This window comes from Dongia sp., assembly GCF_041909655.1.
Classification (GTDB): domain Bacteria; phylum Pseudomonadota; class Alphaproteobacteria; order Dongiales; family Dongiaceae; genus Dongia.
Window position 1 is genome coordinate 1 of record NZ_JAYRDA010000011.1, and the last position, 17,132, is coordinate 17,132.

Here is a 17,132-nt window from a genome sequence, read left to right on the forward strand (position 1 = left end):
AGACCGCCGGCGGCGCCATGCGGTTGGTGAGCAGCCAGAAGAAGAGATGCTTATCGCCCAGGAATCGATAGCGCGAGAAGGCATAGGCGGCAGGCAAGGCGACCGCCACCGACAGGATGGTGTTGGCGACGACATAGGTGAGTGAATTGATATAGCCCGAATACCACGTCGAATCGGTGAAGATCTTCATGTAGTTGTCGAGCGTGAAGGCTTGCGGGAACAGCGAGAAGCCGCCCAGGATCTCGTTCGTGGTCTTGAACGACATCGTCACCAGCCAATAGATCGGCAGCATCAGGAAGAGGATGTAGACGATCGGAATGAGTGAGCGCTTGCGCATGTTACTGGGCCTCGTTCCGCATCATGAGGGTATAGAACAGCCAGCTCAAAAGCAGGATGATCAGGAAGTAGATGAGCGACATGGCGGCAGCCGGGCCGAGATCGAACTGGCCCAGCGCCATCTTGTCGAGATCGATCGAGAGGAAGGTAGTGGCGTTGCCGGGGCCACCGCCGGTCAGCACCTTCACTTCGGTATAGATCATGAAGCTGTCCATGAAGCGGAGCAGCACGGCGATGGTGAGAACGCGCTTCAGCTTCGGGAGCTGGATGTAGCGGAAGACCGCCCAGGCTGAGGCGCCGTCGATCTTGGCGGCACGGTAGTAATCGTCCGGGATCGAGACGAGGCCGGCATAACAGAGCAGCACCACCAGCGAGGTCCAGTGCCAGACATCCATCAGCACCGTGGTGAACCAGGCGGTTACCGGCTGGCGCGTGTAATTGTAATCGAAGCCGAGATTGTTGAGCCCCTTCCCAAGCAACCCGATTTCGGGGAGCGCGAAGATGTTCCACATGGCGCCCACGACGTTCCAGGGAATGAGCAGCGGCAGCGCCATCAAGACGAGGCAGACCGAAACCCAGAAGCCCTTCCGCGGCATCGCCAGGGCGATGATGAGGCCCAAGGGCACTTCAATGGCGAGGATGATGGCGCTGAAGAGCAATTGGCGCAGCAGTGCCTCGTGGAAGCGCGGCGAATTGAGGACCTGCTCGAACCACTGCACCCCGGCCCAGAAGAAGACGTTGTCGCCGAAGGTTTCCTGGACTGAGTAATTGACCACGGTCATCAGCGGGATGACCGCGTTGAAGGCGACCAGGATCACCACGGGGAGGACCAGGAACCAGGCCTTCTGATTGACTTGCTTGTACATGCCTTGGCTCCTTACGCTACCAGCCAGCCGTCGCGGTAGAGATGCGTGTGCTGCCGATCGAAGCGCAGATGCGCCCCGCCGGCGGGCACGGCCATGCCTTCGGGCACCAGCACGCGGATGAGATGGCCCTGATGGCGCGCTTCGACGATGCGGAAGCGGCCGGCATCGGTGACCTTGCCGATATCGACAGCGAGGCCGCCGTGACCCGCGAAGCTGACGAATTCGGGGCGGATGCCCACCTCGACGCGACCGCCGACGGCGGCTTCGGCGCGGTCCTGCTCGATCACCTCGATGCGCGAGCCCATGAAGCTGACGCCGCCATTCTCGAGGGCCGCCGGCAGCACGTTCATGCCAGGCGAGCCGATGAAATGGCCGACGAAGGTATGGGCCGGGCGCTCGAACAACTCGATCGGCGTCCCCACCTGCACCACTTCGCCATTGTTCATGACGACGACGCGGTCGGCAAAGGTGAGCGCCTCGGTCTGGTCATGGGTGACGTAGATCATGGTGCGCTTGACGCGGTGGTGGAGCTCCTTCAATTTCGAGCGCAGCACCCATTTGAGATGCGGGTCGATCACGGTGAGCGGCTCGTCGAACATGATCACGTTGACGTCGGAGCGCACCAGGCCGCGGCCCAGCGAAATCTTCTGCTTGCCGTCGGCGGTAAGGCCCGAGGCGCGGTTCATCAGCGAGGCTTCGAGATCCAGCATGCCCGCGATCTCGCGCACGCGGCGGTCGATCTCGTCCGGCGCCACCTTGCGGTTGCGCAAGGGGAAGGCGAGGTTGTCGTAGACCGTCATGGTGTCGTAGATGACCGGGAACTGGAACACCTGGGCGATATTGCGGTCTTCCGGCGACGCGTTGGAGACATCGCGGTCGTCGAAGAGGATGCGGCCCTCAGTCGGGTGCAGCAGGCCCGAGATGAGGTTGAGAAGCGTGGTCTTGCCGCAGCCTGAGGGGCCGAGCAGCGCATAGGCGCCGCCGTCTTCCCATTCCAGGCTCATTTCTTTGAGCGCCCAATCCTCGGGCTTCTGCGGGGCGGCGCCATACGCATGGCGCAGGCGGTCGATGGTGATGCGCGCCATTATTCGGATCCTCCCACAAGCTGGCCGTCGGCGCCGAACAGGAACGAGCGCGCGACATCGACATGGAGCTTCGCCTCGGCGCCGACATCGAAGGGATGCACGCCGTGGGATTGCGAGATCCAGGTGGCGCCGTCGAGATGGAAATGGATGACGCTGTCCGAGCCGGTAAGTTCGGCCAGCAACACGCGGCCATTGAGCTCGGCCAGGCCCGGCTGCACTTCCGGCGAAATGTGATGGGCGCGGATCGCCCAGGTATAGGGGCCGTCGGGCAGGCCCGCGGTCGGCCCCTCAAGTGCAAAGCCGATTCCGTTCGCGAGCTCGATGCGGTTGCCCTGCTTACGGACCTGCGCCACGTTGAGCGGCGGGTCGGAGAAGACCTGGGCGGAGAGAAGATCCTTGGGCTTCCGGTAGATGGCGCCGGTGGGGCCGAATTGAGTGACTCGCCCTTCATGCAGGGTCGCGGTATTGCCGCCGAAGAGCAAGGCCTCGGTGGGCTCGGTCGTGGCGTAGACGACGATGCAGCGACGACCGGCGAAAAGGCGCGGCAGCTCGTCGCGAAGTTCCTCGCGCAATTTGTAATCGAGATTGGCGAGCGGCTCGTCGAGGAGGACGAGGTCGCTGTCCTTCACCAGCGCGCGGGCGATGGCGGTCCGCTGCTGCTGGCCGCCGGAGAGTTCCGCCGGGCGGCGCTGCAGCATGGGTTTCAAACGCAGAAGCTCGGAGACCGCGCCGACGCGGCGTTCGATCTCTCCCCGGTCCATGCCGGCCACCTTCAGCGGCGAAGCGATGTTCTCGTAGACCGAGAGATGGGGATAGTTGATGAATTGCTGATAGACCATCGAGACGTTGCGCTTCTGCACCGCCATGCCGGTCACGTTCTGGCCGCGGAACCAGATCTCGCCACTCGACGGACGGTCGAGGCCCGCCATCAATTGGAGGAGCGTGGTCTTGCCGGAGAGCGTGGTGCCGAGGAGGACGTTGAAGCTCCCCTCTTCGAGGACGAGATTCGTCTCGAGGATATGGGTTTCGGCGCCGACCGCCTTGGTCACATGTCGAAGTTCGAGGGTCATTCAGCTCACGTTTCGTTTCAATGCGTCGACTGCCACCGGGGGTGGGACCCGCCCCCGGTGGCTCCGTCGTCCGTTAGGTCAAGCTTACTGGTTTTCGGTCCAGCGCTTGATCAGCTCGTCATAGGCGATGGTCTCGCCCTGCGGCTTCTCGTTATCGAGCTTGGCATGCGGGCCATTCTCCTTGCCGAGCCATTCCGAGGGATCCTTTTCCTCGTTCAAGCGCGGGCCGCAGCCGCCATAGGTGTTGTTGGCTTCATCGGCCTGCTGCATGCGGGCCATGACCTGGTCCATCTCGCCGGCGAGACGGTCCATGGCTTCCTGCGGCGTGAACGCACCCGAGTTCACGTCACCGATGTTCTGCCACCAGAGCTGAGCCAGCTTCGGATAGTCAGGCACGTTGACGCCGGTCGGCGTCCAGTTGACGCGGTCGGGCGAGCGGTAGAACTCGACCAGGCCGCCGAGCTTGCCAGCGCGTTCCGTGAAGCTCTCATGCCGCACGGTGCTGTCGCGGATGAAGGTGAGACCGACATGGCTCTTCTTCACATCGACCGTCTTCGAGGTGACGAACTGGGCATAGAGCCAGGCCGCCTTCTGGTTCTCGACCGGGGTCGATTTGAACAGCGTCCAGGAACCGGTGTCCTGATAGCCGAGCTTCTGGCCTTCCTTCCAGTACGGGCCATGCGGCGAGGGCGCCATCCGCCAGAGCGGTGTGCCTTCGTCATCGACGGTATTGTTGCCGTCGGCCTTCGGCGCCACCATCGAGGCGGTGAAGGCGGTGTACCAGAAGATCTGCTGCGCGACATTGCCCTGGGAGAGCGCCGGGAGCGACTGGTAGAAGTCGTAATCGGCGGCACCCGGAGGGGCGTATTTGCGCAGCCATTCATCCCATTTGGCGATCGCGTAGACCGAGGCCGGGCCGTTGGTCTCGCCACCGCGGCTGACCGATGCACCCGACGGGTTGCAGGAACCCTCTTCCATGCGGATGCCCCATTCGTCGATCGGGCGGCCGTTGGGAAGACCCTTGGAACCGGCGCCGGCCATCGAGAGCCAGGCATCGGTCATGCGCCAGCCGAGATCGGGCGCACGCTTGCCGTAATCCATGTGGCCGTAGATCTGGACGCCGTCGATTTCCTTCACGTCATTCGAGAAGAATTCGGCGATGTCCTCATAAGCCGACCAGTTGACCGGCACGCCGAGCTCGTAGCCGTATTTGGCCTTGAACTTTTCCTTGAGGTCTTCGCGGTCGAACCAATCCTTGCGGAACCAGTAGAGGTTGGCGAATTGCTGGTCAGGGAGCTGCCACAATTTGCCGTCCGGACCGGTGGTGAAGGACTTGCCCATGAAATCCTCGAGATCGAGGGTCGGGCTGGTCACGTCCTTGCCGTCGCCGGCCATGAAGTCGCTGAGATTGACCGCCGATTGCAGACGCGAATGCGTGCCGACGAGATCGGAATCGTTGACATAGGCGTCATAGAGCGAGCGGTTGGTCTGCATCTGGGTTTGCACCGCCTGGACGACTTCGCCTTCGCCGAGGAGCTGGTGGTTGACCTTGATGCCGGTGATTTCTTCGAACGCCTTGGTCAGGACCTTCGATTCATATTCATGCGTCGGAATGGTTTCCGAGAGCACGTTGACTTCCATGCCCTTGAACGGCTCGGCGGCCTTGATGAACCATTCCATTTCCGCGAGCTGCTCATCGGCCGACAGGGCCGAGGGCTGGAATTCCTCGTTGATCCACTTCTTGGCGGCTTCGGCATCTGCAAACGCGGGGACAGATCCCATTGCCAGCATCAGAGCGGCCAACGACACGGTACGACGGATCGCCATGATCGTTTCCTCCTCATGTGCGCTTTGACGATTTAGCGCCCGGCCAGTGCGCACGTTCTCCAGCCGGACGGTCCGAGATCGCGGAATGACGGATGGCGCGTCGAGAGACGGCCTAGCGGCCGCCGCTCACCAGCGCGCGCGTGCCGTTCAATTCCGCGATGTAATCCTGCAGGGCGACCTGATCGCCCTCACGCATATGGAGACCAAGTTTCGAGCGGCGCCAGATGATGTCATCGGCGCTCGTGGCCCATTCCTGATCCATCAAATAGTTGACTTCGGCGGCGGTCAAGCTGGGACCGAAACGCCGGCCGAGATCGGCGGCGGATTTCGCATTCCCCAAGACACGTTCCGCCCGTGTGCCATAGGCGCGCACCAGGCGCCGGGCTTCCTTGAGCTCCAGGAAGGTGTACTTCTTGGCGATGCTGCCGACCTGTGCCGCGAAAGCGTTCACCGGAAAATCGCCGCCCGGCAGCGTCGCCTTGTCGGTCCAGGGCTTGCCCATGGCGGGAAAGCTCGGCTGCAATTTTTCAAGGGCTGCCTCGGCGAGGCGCCGGTAGGTGGTGATCTTGCCGCCGAAGACCGAGAGCAAGGGCGCGCCATCCGCCGGCTGATCGAGGCGCAAAACGTAATCGCGGGTCGCATCCTGGGCCTTGCTGGCGCCGTCGTCATAAAGCGGCCGGATCCCGGCATAGGTCCAGCGGATATTGGCACGGGTTACCGAGGCCTGGAAATATTCGTTGGCGGCCGAGAGCAGGTAATCGGTCTCGGCCTCCGAAATGGCGACCTTGCCGGGTTCGCCCTGGTAATCGGCATCGGTGGTGCCGATGAGCGTGAAATCATGCTCGTAGGGGATGGCAAAACAGATGCGGCCATCGGCGTTCTGGAAGATATAGGCGCGGTCATGGTCGAACAATTTCTCGACCACGATATGGCTGCCCTTCACGGTGCGAATTTTATCGGGCGCGTTCATGCCAACGGCACCGCCGAGGAAGCTGGAAACCCAGGGGCCGGTCGCATTCACCAGCGCCCGCGCGGTGACATTGCGCTGCTGGCCACCCGGCCCTTCAAGGCGCAGATGCCAGAGTCCGGCCTCGCGGCGCGCCTCGACGCAGCGCGTGCGCACCAGGATCTCGGCGCCGCGATCGGCGGCATCGCGCGCATTCAGCGAGACGAGCCGCGCATCCTCGACCCAGCAATCCGAATATTCGAAGGCATGGGTGAAACCGGGCTTCAGCGGCAGACCGGCCGCGTCATGCCGCAGATCGAGGCTGCGCGTCGGGGGCAGCAACTTGCGGCCGCCGAGATGGTCGTAGAGAAAGAGGCCGAGCCGGACGAGCCAGCGCGGCCGGAGGCCCTTGTGATGGGGGAGGACGAACCGCAAGGGCCAGATGATATGGGGGGCGGCGCGCAGGAGCACTTCGCGCTCGATCAGCGCCTCGCGCACCAGGCGAAACTCCTTGTGCTCGAGATAGCGGAGACCGCCATGGATGAGCTTGGTCGAGGCCGAGGATGTGCCGCTGGCGAGATCGTTCTGCTCGGCAAGCAGCACTTTGAGGCCGCGCCCCACCGCGTCGCGGGCGATACCGCACCCGTTGACGCCGCCGCCGATGACGGCGATGTCGAAGATTTCCGCGACCAAAGACATTGAGACCTGACCCATTCCTCCGCGCCACCGATCCCGTCGACCCCGCCAGAGCACCGGATTTCGGGCACTCAAGCAGGCTTTGGCTTATTCGGCGGCATTTCCCGCCGGACAGCGTCGTTGCCGGAGATCGGCTTTCGTAATTTTCGTTATGGAAGGTGAAACGAAATTAAACGAAAGACAAGAGAAAACTTGCGCGCGATTGGCGTTCGAAATGGATATTAATCGACATTAAAACGCATAATTCGAATGTAGTCAGTTGCGCTTTTCGCACATGCGAAAGGGGACTAACGACTTAAACGGGTTCGGATTCTTCGCCGGTTTCGCCGCCCATCTCTCCCCCGGGTGCCACCGCGACCGTGGTGCCGCCATGGCGGCAGATCTCGGCGATGTTCTCAGGCAAAGCACGATCCGTGACGAAGACGTTCACTTCGGAAAGATGCCCAATGCGCACCGGCGCGGTGCGGGTGAACTTCATCGAATCGGCCACCAGGATGACGTTGCGTGCATTCTTGATGATGGCCTGGGCCACGCGCACCTCGCGGTAATCGAAATCGAGCAGCGAGCCGTCGTCGTCGATCGCCGAGACGCCGATCACCGCGTGATCGACCTTGAACTGCGACATGAAATCGACCGCCTGCTCGCCGACGATACCGCCATCCGAGCGGCGCAGCATGCCGCCCGCCACGATGACGTCGATCCGCGGCGACGGCAGCAGGATGCCGGCCACATGGATGTTGTTGGTGATGACCAGCAGGCCTTCATGGGAGCTCAACGCCCGGGCCACTTCCTCGGTTGTGGTGCCGATATTGATGAAGAGCGAGGAGCCGTTCGAGATGAGGGCTGCCGCATGTTCGCCGATGCGGCGCTTTTCATTGTCGGCCAGATGCCGCCGCGCCTCATAGGCCACGTTCTCGACGCCGGAAGCGAGGATCGCCCCGCCATGGGTGCGGGTGAGCAGACGCTGTCCGCAGAGATCATTGAGATCCTTGCGGATGGTCTGCGGCGTCACGTCGAACTTGGCGGCAAGATCGTCCACGTTCACGCGCCCGTTCAAACGGGCCATGGCGAGGATGTCGTTCTGGCGGGGCGTCGGCGTGAACATGCAGATGATCCAGGCTGGTGATGGGGCGGAGATTACGGTGCCCCTCGCCCGCTGCCAATCGCCAATTCTACCGGGTGCGGCGCAGCATGCGGAGATCGCCCAAGCTGGTCGCACGCAGCAACAATGCCAGAGCGGCGAAGGTAACGGCACCGGCACCGATGATGATCACGGTCGCGATGACGCGCTGCGTGGTGGCCGCCTCGCCGCCCGGCCAAAGCAAGTGACTGACCAGCCAGGTGACGAGGCCGAGGCCGATGCAGGCCAGAAACTGGCGGGGCAAGAAGCGGCGGAAGCGCTGATCGAAGATCAGGAAGCCGCGGCGCCACAAGGTCCAGGTGAGAAGGGCCGCATTGACCCAGGCCGCCACCATCATGCCCGTAGCAACGCCGATGAAACCGTAACTGGGCGTAAGCGCCGCGCTGATCGCAATGTTGACGGCGACCGAGATCACTGCGAAGCGGAAAGGCGTGCCGGTATCTTCACGGGCAAGGAAGCCCACGGTGAGCCCCTTCAAGCCGATATAGGCCGGGAGTCCCGCCGACATGATGACGAGCGCCAATGAGACAGCGGCTGAATCGGCCGCGGTGAAGGCGCCACGCTGATAGAGCGTGGTGACGATGGGGGCGCTGGCGACCATCAGCCCGACCATGGAGGGGAGCGAGAACAGCAGGCCCAGTTCGAGGGCACGGTTATGCATGCGCATTGCAACCGCAGGCTCTTCGCCGCGCAGCGCCTTGGTCAGCGAGGGCAGCAGCACGACGCCGATCGCCGTACCGATGAGAGCAAGCGGCAGCTGATAGAGACGGTCGGCATAATAGATGTAGGAGACGGCGCCGGGATGGAGTGAAGCCAGGATCGTCGAGACCACGAGATTGATCTGGGTGACACTGGCACCGAAGAGGCCAGGCAGCATCAGGCGGCCGAGGCGCTTTACCTCCGGCGTCAGGCGCGGCCAGGTGAGGCGCAGCACGATCCCCGCCTTGTGGCAGGCGCCGGTCAGAAAGAGGAATTGCGCGAGACCCGCGCCGGCGACCGCCCAGGACAGGGTCCGCGCCACAAAGAAATCGTCGCCCTCGACGAACCAGAGTGTCGCCACCAGAACCAGGTTGAGAATGATCGGCGCGGCCGCGGTAAGAGCGAATTTTTGCAGACCGTTGAGCATGCCGCCCTGCAGCGAACAGAGCGACATGAAGAGGATGTAAGGGAAGGTGATGCTGGTGAAGAGCACCGTGGCGTTGAACTTTTCCGGCGAGACGTCGAAGCCCGGCGCAAAGAGCTGAATGAGCCAGGGCATGGCGATTTCCGCCGCCAGCGTCAGGACCAGCAGCAACAGCAACATGATCGACAGCACCTGCTCGGCAAAATGCCGCGCCCCCCGCTCGCCTTCCTCGGTGAGGTGCCGCGTGAAGATCGGAATGAAGGCGGCACTGAAGGCGCCCTCGGCGAACATCTGGCGCAACAGATTGGGAAGCCGCATGGCGACGATGAAGGCCTCGGCCATCGGACCGGTGCCGAGAATGCCGGCAATGAGGATTTCACGGACGAAGCCGAGCAGGCGGCTGATCAGGGTCATGCCGCCGACAGTGGCGACCGCGCGGAGGGAGAACATCGTGGTCCGTGATCTCTTTCGACGGCCACGCGACGCGGCCGATGACAAGGGGTTTTGGTATTGCGAGGTGTCTAGCATGGAGATGGAGTCCGGTCCCAGCGCCGAGCGCAGCGACACAGTGGAGGCATAGCGGAAGATGACCATGGCAGGCCCCAGGCCAAATCACGGCAGCTTTGTGTATTTTAAGACTACTAGACCGATAGAGATTATCGTGTTTAAGATCGATTCACCGACCCACCTACCCGGCGGGGGTGGGTCGGCCGCCGGAGATACGACGTCGCAACGTTTTTCAGGAGGCTAACTTGTTGAAAGTGATTGGCTATCGGAATGCTCTCAGCGCGCTTTTCCTGCTCGCTTTGGGCCCCCTAGTAGCGACTCTGGGCGCGGCCCCAGCCAGCGCCCAGACCGAATTGCTGAACGTGTCCTATGATCCGACGCGGGAATTCTATCAGGCCTATAACGCCGCCTTTGCCAAACATTGGCAGGCGGAGACCGGCGAGGATGTTTCGGTCAACACCTCCCATGGCGGGTCCGGGAAACAGGCCCGCGCCGTGATCGAGGGATTGCCGGCCGATGTGGTGACCCTGGCGCTGGCTTACGACATCGACGAAATCCATGCCAAGGCGGATCTGCTGCCGGAAGATTGGCAAAAGCGCCTGCCCAACAATGCCTCGCCCTATACCTCGACCATCGTCTTCCTGGTGCGGAAGGGCAATCCGAAGGGCCTCAAGGATTGGGGCGATCTCGTTAAAGACGACGTCCAGGTAATCACGCCCAATCCGAAGACCTCGGGCGGGGCGCGCTGGAATTATCTGGCGGCCTGGGGCTGGGCGCTCAAGCAGCCGGGCGGCTCGCCGGAAACGGCCAAGGCCTTCCTCAAGGAAGTGTTCCAGCACGTGCCGGTGCTCGATACCGGCGCGCGCGGTGCCACCCTCACCTTCACCCAGCGCGGCATTGGCGACGTCCTGCTCGCCTGGGAGAACGAGGCGCTGCTGGCGCAGAAGGAGCTGGGCGCCGATCAGGTCGAGATCGTTGTGCCCAGCGTCTCGATCCTCGCCGAGCCGCCGGTTGCCGTGCTCGACCGCAATGTGGATGCACGCGGCACCCGCAAAATCGCGGAAGCCTATCTCCAATATCTCTATGCGCCGGAGAGCCAGGAACTGGCGGCGCAGCATTTCTATCGGCCGCGCGATCCGGCCATCGCCGAGAAATACGCGGCGAGCTTTCCCGAGGCGAGCCTCTTTACCATCGACGAATTGTTCGGCGGCTGGGCCAAGGCGCAAAGCGAACATTTCGCCAATGGCGGGACGTTCGACCAGATCTATCAGCCGGCAAACTGACGCAGGCTGACAGGATGACGGGCGGCGGCTCCCCGTGTCGCCGCCCGTCATACATCCATCCCGCCCGTTCAGGCGACCAGCACCTCCGTCATCATGCCGGTCGCCATGTGGAGAAGGTTATGGCAATGGAGCGGCCAGCGTCCTGGATTGTCGGCATCGAAGGCGATGCGGACACGCCCGTCGATCGGCACCAGCACGGTGTCGCGTAGGGCGCCGGCCAGGGCCTGTCCGTTGATGCCGATGACCTGGAAATGATGGCCGTGAAGATGCATGGGATGCGCCATGCCGGTCTGGTTGACGAAATCGATCTCGATGCGGTGGCCCAGTTCCGCCTGCAGGGGCGTATGCTGGCCGAAGACCTGGTCGTTGATCGACCAGACATAGGGCGACATCGATCCGGTGAGCGCAACTTCGAGACGTTGATCCGGGTCACGCGCCGGCAAGGGCTGGGCGGCACGGAATTGTGCCTCCCAGGCGAGATCGATCGGGCCTGCCATCTGGTCACCGGCTTCGGCAATCTTGGATATGGCCGCATCTGGGGTGGCGAGGATGATACCGGTGCGTGCCACATCTCCTTCCCGCTCGGCGAGGATCGGGAAGGCGCCGCCCGCCTCCGGCATGTCGACAAGGAGGTCGAGACGCTGGCCCATGCTGAGTGAAAAGCGGCTGCCGGTCACGGGCTGGATATCGTTGCCGTCGACGGCGACCGCCGTGCCGGTCAGGCGCCCGAGATTGATATGGAAGGCGGTGCTGGTGGCCCCATTGATGAGGCGGAGTCGCACGCGGCCTTTTCTTTCCGTGCGCACGACTAACGGGTCGGCCAGCGTGCGATCATTGGCGAGATAGGCGTCGTAGGTGACGTCGTTGAGATCCATGCCGCCTGCGCCGTGAGTCATGGAACCGTGATCCATGGTGCTGTGATCCATGCCGGCCATATCCATCGCCGGCGCGGGAGCACCACCGTGGCCGCTATGGTCAAGCTCGAGACCACCGGTGAGCTCGGCCAGGATTTCGACCGGATCGCGGAAGGTGAAATCGTGCAGCAGCACCACGACTTCCTGAACATCGGCACGAAGATCGGCGGCGGTGTGGACGATGAGCGGTGCCGCCATCAGGCGTTGCTCCTGAAGGCCGTGATGGGAATGCATCCAATGCGTACCCGGACGCGGGGAGAAATCATAAGCCGCACTGGCGCCCGGTTCGATCAGCGGCCTTTCCTTGTCTGCAACACCATCCTGCAGGAAGGGCGGCGTCTGGCCGTGCCAATGGATGATCGCGGGCTCGCCGCATTGATTGGCAAGTTCGACCCGGAAACGTTCGTCGGGCGAGAGGGTGAGGCCATGACTGCCATCCGGTTGCTGGATGCCGAACATGGTGGCGGCGCGGCCCGTCACCTCGATCTGGCGCGTGGTGATGGCGAGGGGGCGCGCGGTAGCGGCACGGCCGAGACGCGGCAGGATGGGGAGAGATGCAAGCGAAGATGCGCCGACCAGGAGCCGGCGGCGGCTGAGAAGAAACGGTGACATGAAGAATGTCCTTCCACGGAACGATGGGATGCCGGCAAAAGCCGGATGGATCGGTTCAGAGGAAGAAGGTTGCCGGTGGCCGCCAGGCGGGATCGGGTTCGCTGAGCGCGGCTTGTTCCGCACCGGCTGGGCGGTCGAAACGGGTGACGAAGATGCGGCGCTCCGGCAGCGGATCGGGCGGCAGGGCCTGGACCATCATGCCGCAGGCGAATGTGGCGCAGCAGGCGAAGGGATCGGCATCGGGCTTGGCTGGTTTGGGGGCTGACTGGTCCGCCATGTCATGGCAAGGCGCCGCCGCTTCCGACACGGGCGTTACCATCTCGGCCTTAACCAGCGGCACGCCCTGGAACGAAAGGACGAGCGCCACCAGGAATGCGAGGCAAAAGCGGGAAAGGATCGGGCGGTGCCGGGTCATGGGATTAGACTTAGGCACCGCCCGCATTTCGTCAATGGGCTTTTCGTCAACCCTCGATCACCGCCGGATGTTGCGCATGATGCGGATCGGCCTCGCCCGGTTTCGCCTTGGCATGGTTCGAGGCGATGAAAGTATAGAAGACCGGCAGCACGAAGAGAGTGAAGAGCGTGCCGATCGACATGCCGGCGACGATCACGATGGCGATCGACATGCGGCTGGCGGCACCGGCGCCGCTGGCAAACATCAGCGGAATGAGGCCGGCCACCATGGCGGCGGTGGTCATCAGCACGGGGCGAAGACGGAGGCCAGCGGCCATTTCGACCGCCTCCAGCTTGGAGAGGCCGTATTTCTCCTGCTGTTCCTTCGCCACTTCGCAGATGAGGATGCCGTGCTTGGTGATGAGACCCACCAGGGTCACCAGGCCCACCTGACTGTAGATGTTGATGGTGGAATAGCCGAGCGCCAGCGGGATGAAGGCGCCGCAGACCGAGAGCGGCACCGAGATCAGGATCACGAAGGGATCGCGTAGGCTTTCGAACTGTGCTGCCAGCACCAAATAGATGATGGCGACGGCGAAAGCGAGCGTCACCCAGAAGGCGGCACCTTCCTGGATGTATTGCCGCGACTGGCCGGCGTAATCGATGCTGAAGCCTTCCGGCAGAACCTCGTCGGCGATCTCGGCCATCTTTTCGAGGGCCGTGCCCAGAGGAGCCGCTATCACCGCCGAGATGATCACGGCGTTCTGCTGGTTGAACTGGTTGAGAGCGATCGGCTGCACTTCCTTGCGCAAGGTCACGAGGCTGCCCAGCGGTACCGAATCGCCACTCGCCGTCCGGACATAGAAATCGCCCAGCTTGTTGGGATCCAGGCGGTCGACACGCGCCACCTGCGGGATCACCTTGTAGCTCTTGTTGTAGAGGTTCATCAGGTTGACGTAATTTCCGCCGGTCATAGTGGCTAGCGTCGAGGCGATCTCCTCCATGGTGACGCCGTAAGCCGCCGCCTTGTCGCGGTCGATCTCGACGATGGTCTGCGGTTTCTCGAATTTCAGATCGACATCGTAATAGAAGATCTGGAAGCCGGCCTGGTAGAGGCGTTCCTTGAAGCGTTCGACCACGTCGTTGAGCGTCACGTAATCGGCGATGGTGCTGATCACGAACTGGATGGGGACGCCATCGGCGCCCGGCAGCGAGGGCACCGGAAAGACCGCGGCGTTGATGCCGGAGATGGCGCTGAGATGACCGGTCAGATCCTGCAGCACCGGCGCCTGGCCGCGCTCGCGCTCGGTCCAGGTTTTCAAGACGGCGACGCCGAAGCCGGAATTGGTGCCGTCGATGCCGTTGATGGTGAAGAAGCCGTTGATCTCCGGGATGCTCTGCACGCTCTGCTTCATGGCGTCGCCATAGCGATCCATGTAGTCGAGATTGGCATCGGTCGGGCCCTGATAGGCCATGAAGCCGGCGCCCTGATCTTCGACCGGCGCCAGTTCCTTGCTCATCATGACAACGAAGCCGAGAGCGCCCAGGGCTGCCAGCACGATGAAGCCGAAGACGACGGTCGCCGCGCGGTCGCGGAGCGAGGCGCCGAGCATGCGCAGATAGATGTTGCGCAGGCCGTCGAAGACCGCGTCGATGCGGTAGGCAAGCCCGCGCTTGTCGGGATTGTGCTTCAGCAGCTTGGAACACATCATCGGCGAGAGTGTGAGCGCGACGATGCCGGAGACGATGACCGCACCCGCCAGCGTGAGGGCGAATTCCTTGAAGAGCGCCCCCGTCAATCCGGTCATGAAGGCGATCGGGGCGTAGACGGCGGCCAAGGTAATCGTCATCGAGATGACCGGCCCGGCGATCTCGCGCGTCCCGACCAGGGCCGCCTGGAATGGAGAGAGCCCCTCTTCTATATGCCGGTGCACATTCTCGACCACCACGATGGCGTCGTCGACCACCAGACCGATCGCCAGCACCATGGCCAGCAGGGTCAGCAGATTGATCGAGAAACCGAGGATCATCAGGAACAGGCAGACGCCGATCAGCGACAGGGGCATGGTGACCAGCGGGATGACGACCGAGCGCATCGACCCCATGAACAGGAAGATCACCACCATGACGATGAGGGCCGCTTCGCCGATCGTCTTCAGCACCTCTTCGATCGAGGCGCGGATGAAGATGGTGGAATCGTAGGCGACCTGCATCTTCATGCCGGCAGGCAGATTGGATTCGATATCCGGCAGAATCTCGTAGACGTCGTCGATGACGGTGAGCGGATTGGCATCGGGTGTCGTCTGGATGCCGATGAAGACCGCCTTGTCGCCGTTCACGAAGACCGAGGAATCGGTGCTTTCCGGCCCCAGTTCGACATTGGCGATGTCGGACATGCGCACCAGCTGCGCGCCTTCATTTCGGATGACGAGGTCGCGGAATTCCTGCACGCTCCGGAGATCGGTGCGTGCCGTGGTACCGACCACGTCGAAATAGCCCTTGGCGCTGCCGGCGGCGGCGAGATAGTTGTTGGTTTCGATCGCCGCCTGCACTTCGGAGGCCGAGATATTGTATTGCGCCATCCGAATGGGATCGAGCCACAGGCGCATGGCGAATTTCTGGCCACCGATCAGTTCCGGATCGGCGACACCGGGAACGGTCGAGAGCTTCGGCTGGATGACGCGGCTCACATAATCGGTGATCTGGCCGGGATTCATCACCGCGCTGGAGAAAGCCAGATACATCGAGGCGAACTGATCGCCGGTCGATTTCACGATGGTGGGATCGTTGATGCCGCGCGGCAGCAGCGAGCGGGTCTGGTTGACCTTGGCCGTCACCGCCGTCATGGCGGCGTCGGGATCCTCGTTGAGGCGCACGTTGACGGTGACCACGCTGGTCCCGGCATAGGATTTCGACGTGAGGTAATCAATGCCGTCGGCCGTCGCCACCGCCTTCTGGATCGGATCGGTGATGAAGCCCTGCATCAAATCGGCGTCGGCGCCCGGAAAGGTCGTCGTCACCGTAATGGTGGTGTTGAAGAGTTCCGGATACTGGCGGACCTGCAGCGAAAAGATCGATTGCAGTCCGAGGAGCAGGATCAGGAGCGAGATGACGGTCGACAGAACCGGCCGCTTGATGAAGATATCAAACATGATCGATCCTTACTCCACCGGGACTTGCTCGGGCAGCGACAGCGTGTCGTCCTTGACCACGGCCACACGGGTGCCGTTATCAAGCTTCAACTGGCCGGAGGTGACGATCATGTCGCCCGCCGCGACGCCGCTTTCGATGATGATGCTGCCGGCGCGACGCTCGCCGGTTTCGATGATGCGCTTTTCGACGGTGTTGATATCCGCGCCCGCGTCATCCTTGCCGGATTTCACCACATAGACGAAATCGCCGTAGAGGCTGTAGCTGATGGCGGTCTGGGGAACCGTCACCACCTGCATGCGCGAGGGTAGCTGGATCGCGAGCTTGGCGAACATGCCGGGGCGCAGCAGGCCATCGGCATTGTCGAAACGACCCTGCACCTCGACCATGCCGGTCTGCTGGTTGATGAGCGGCTCGATGGCCGAAATCTCGCCCTCGAATTCCTGCACCGGATAGGCATCGGTCGTCATCTTGATCGTGTGCCCGACCTTGAGATCCGAGAGCTCCCTCTGCGAGACGCTGAAATTCACGAACATCACCGAGAGATCCTGGATGTTCACGATGGCGACACCCGCCTCGAGATACTGGCCGACATTGACCTTGCGGATGCCGAGCACACCGTCAAAGGGCGCGAAGATGGTCTTCTTCTCGATCTGGGCCGCGAGCGAGGCGACATCGGCCACGGCCACGTCATATTCCGACTGGCGCTGATCGAGGGTGGCCTTCGAGATGTTGTTGGTGGCGAGCAGGGATTCACCGCGGTCGAGATCGGCCCGGGCGAGTTTCAGCGAGGCCTGGGCCTTGGCGAGGTTGCTGCGCTCGACATCGGCGTCGAGTTGCACCAGCGCCTGGCCCGCGGTGACCTTGTCACCGGATTCGAACAGGATCTGCTGGATGAGGCCGGGCATGGAGGTGCTGACATCGACACCGCGGCGCGCTTCGAGGACGCCGATCGCCGGCACCTCGACACCCCAATCCTGGGTTTCGGCGGGTGCCGCGGTCACGTTGACCACCGGCACCGGCATGTTCGCCATCTGCTCCTGCATGGCGGCGAAGCCGGAGAATATCTTGAAGAACACGCCGCCGAAAATGACGGCGCTGCCGATCAGCATGAACAACATCTTCCAGCTGAAAATGCTGCGCAGAACATTGCGGGCAACCGAACCTGCGGACATGATCTTCT

Annotated in this window: 12 protein-coding genes and 1 pseudogene; 1 reads left to right on the top strand and 12 read right to left on the bottom strand. The window is 62.7% G+C overall.

Features of this window, described 5'->3' with window-relative positions:
- From ACE3PR_RS18270 to murJ, 8 genes and pseudogenes are all read right to left on the bottom strand, one after another.
- Positions 1 to 337 (bottom strand): annotated as a pseudogene (locus ACE3PR_RS18270) (carbohydrate ABC transporter permease); the annotation flags it as partial.
- Between the two features lies 1 nt (position 338).
- Positions 339 to 1,202, bottom strand: a complete 864-nt coding sequence (locus ACE3PR_RS18275; protein ID WP_374374932.1) for a carbohydrate ABC transporter permease — start codon at positions 1,200 to 1,202, stop codon at positions 339 to 341.
- Positions 1,203 to 1,213: 11 nt separating this feature from the next.
- Positions 1,214 to 2,287 carry an ABC transporter ATP-binding protein gene (locus tag ACE3PR_RS18280; protein ID WP_374374935.1) on the bottom strand — a complete coding sequence of 358 codons (1,074 nt, stop codon included), beginning with the start codon at positions 2,285 to 2,287 and terminating at the stop codon, positions 1,214 to 1,216.
- Positions 2,287 to 3,357 carry an ABC transporter ATP-binding protein gene (locus tag ACE3PR_RS18285; protein WP_374374937.1) on the bottom strand — a complete coding sequence of 357 codons (1,071 nt, stop codon included), beginning with the start codon at positions 3,355 to 3,357 and terminating at the stop codon, positions 2,287 to 2,289. The genes ACE3PR_RS18280 and ACE3PR_RS18285 overlap by 1 nt, the downstream gene beginning before the upstream one ends.
- 84 nt (positions 3,358 to 3,441) lie before the next feature.
- A complete protein-coding gene (locus ACE3PR_RS18290) occupies positions 3,442 to 5,184 on the bottom strand; it encodes an ABC transporter substrate-binding protein (protein ID WP_374374940.1) in 1,743 nt (580 codons plus the stop codon).
- 112 nt (positions 5,185 to 5,296) lie between these two features.
- Positions 5,297 to 6,829 (bottom strand): glycerol-3-phosphate dehydrogenase, encoded by a 1,533-nt coding sequence (glpD, locus tag ACE3PR_RS18295; RefSeq protein ID WP_374374942.1) that lies wholly within the window; start codon positions 6,827 to 6,829, stop codon positions 5,297 to 5,299.
- A 292-nt stretch (positions 6,830 to 7,121) separates the two neighbouring features.
- Positions 7,122 to 7,931, bottom strand: coding sequence for a DeoR/GlpR family DNA-binding transcription regulator (locus ACE3PR_RS18300; protein WP_374374944.1), 810 nt, complete (start codon positions 7,929 to 7,931; stop codon positions 7,122 to 7,124).
- Between the two features lie 67 nt (positions 7,932 to 7,998).
- A complete protein-coding gene (gene murJ / locus ACE3PR_RS18305; RefSeq protein WP_374374946.1) occupies positions 7,999 to 9,540 on the bottom strand; it encodes a murein biosynthesis integral membrane protein MurJ in 1,542 nt (513 codons plus the stop codon).
- Positions 9,541 to 9,851: 311 nt separating this feature from the next.
- Here murJ and ACE3PR_RS18310 point away from each other — a divergent pair, with 311 nt between their 5' ends.
- The gene (locus tag ACE3PR_RS18310) at positions 9,852 to 10,880 is read left to right on the top strand and encodes a sulfate ABC transporter substrate-binding protein (RefSeq protein WP_374375113.1); all 1,029 of its coding nucleotides are present in this window, start codon (positions 9,852 to 9,854) and stop codon (positions 10,878 to 10,880) included.
- Between the two features lie 68 nt (positions 10,881 to 10,948).
- Here ACE3PR_RS18310 and ACE3PR_RS18315 read toward each other — a convergent pair whose 3' ends face one another.
- The 4 genes from ACE3PR_RS18315 to ACE3PR_RS18330 are packed head-to-tail and all read right to left on the bottom strand — an operon-like array spanning position 10,949 to position 17,124.
- A complete protein-coding gene (locus ACE3PR_RS18315) occupies positions 10,949 to 12,406 on the bottom strand; it encodes a multicopper oxidase family protein (RefSeq protein ID WP_374374948.1) in 1,458 nt (485 codons plus the stop codon).
- A 55-nt stretch (positions 12,407 to 12,461) separates the two neighbouring features.
- Positions 12,462 to 12,821 carry a hypothetical protein gene (locus ACE3PR_RS18320; protein ID WP_374374950.1) on the bottom strand — a complete coding sequence of 120 codons (360 nt, stop codon included), beginning with the start codon at positions 12,819 to 12,821 and terminating at the stop codon, positions 12,462 to 12,464.
- Between the two features lie 46 nt (positions 12,822 to 12,867).
- A complete protein-coding gene (locus ACE3PR_RS18325; protein WP_374374953.1) occupies positions 12,868 to 15,951 on the bottom strand; it encodes an efflux RND transporter permease subunit in 3,084 nt (1,027 codons plus the stop codon).
- 9 nt (positions 15,952 to 15,960) lie between these two features.
- Complete coding sequence (locus ACE3PR_RS18330) at positions 15,961 to 17,124, bottom strand: efflux RND transporter periplasmic adaptor subunit (protein ID WP_374374955.1); 1,164 nt, start codon at positions 17,122 to 17,124, stop codon at positions 15,961 to 15,963.
- Between the last annotated feature and the right edge of the window lie 8 nt (positions 17,125 to 17,132).

Excerpts from the sequence above, each read along its gene's own strand:
- ACE3PR_RS18290 (WP_374374940.1), bottom strand. The coding sequence starts at position 5,184 with ATGGCGATCCGTCGTACCGTGTCGTTGGCCGCTCTGATGCTGGCAATG.
- ACE3PR_RS18285 (WP_374374937.1), bottom strand. The coding sequence starts at position 3,357 with ATGACCCTCGAACTTCGACATGTGACCAAGGCGGTCGGCGCCGAAACC.
- murJ (WP_374374946.1), bottom strand. The coding sequence starts at position 9,540 with ATGTTCTCCCTCCGCGCGGTCGCCACTGTCGGCGGCATGACCCTGATC.
- ACE3PR_RS18330 (WP_374374955.1), bottom strand. The coding sequence starts at position 17,124 with ATGTCCGCAGGTTCGGTTGCCCGCAATGTTCTGCGCAGCATTTTCAGC.
- glpD (WP_374374942.1), bottom strand. The coding sequence starts at position 6,829 with ATGTCTTTGGTCGCGGAAATCTTCGACATCGCCGTCATCGGCGGCGGC.
- ACE3PR_RS18315 (WP_374374948.1), bottom strand. The coding sequence starts at position 12,406 with ATGTCACCGTTTCTTCTCAGCCGCCGCCGGCTCCTGGTCGGCGCATCT.
- ACE3PR_RS18320 (WP_374374950.1), bottom strand. The coding sequence starts at position 12,821 with ATGACCCGGCACCGCCCGATCCTTTCCCGCTTTTGCCTCGCATTCCTG.
- ACE3PR_RS18275 (WP_374374932.1), bottom strand. The coding sequence starts at position 1,202 with ATGTACAAGCAAGTCAATCAGAAGGCCTGGTTCCTGGTCCTCCCCGTG.
- ACE3PR_RS18280 (WP_374374935.1), bottom strand. The coding sequence starts at position 2,287 with ATGGCGCGCATCACCATCGACCGCCTGCGCCATGCGTATGGCGCCGCC.
- ACE3PR_RS18300 (WP_374374944.1), bottom strand. The coding sequence starts at position 7,931 with ATGTTCACGCCGACGCCCCGCCAGAACGACATCCTCGCCATGGCCCGT.
- ACE3PR_RS18325 (WP_374374953.1), bottom strand. The coding sequence starts at position 15,951 with ATGTTTGATATCTTCATCAAGCGGCCGGTTCTGTCGACCGTCATCTCG.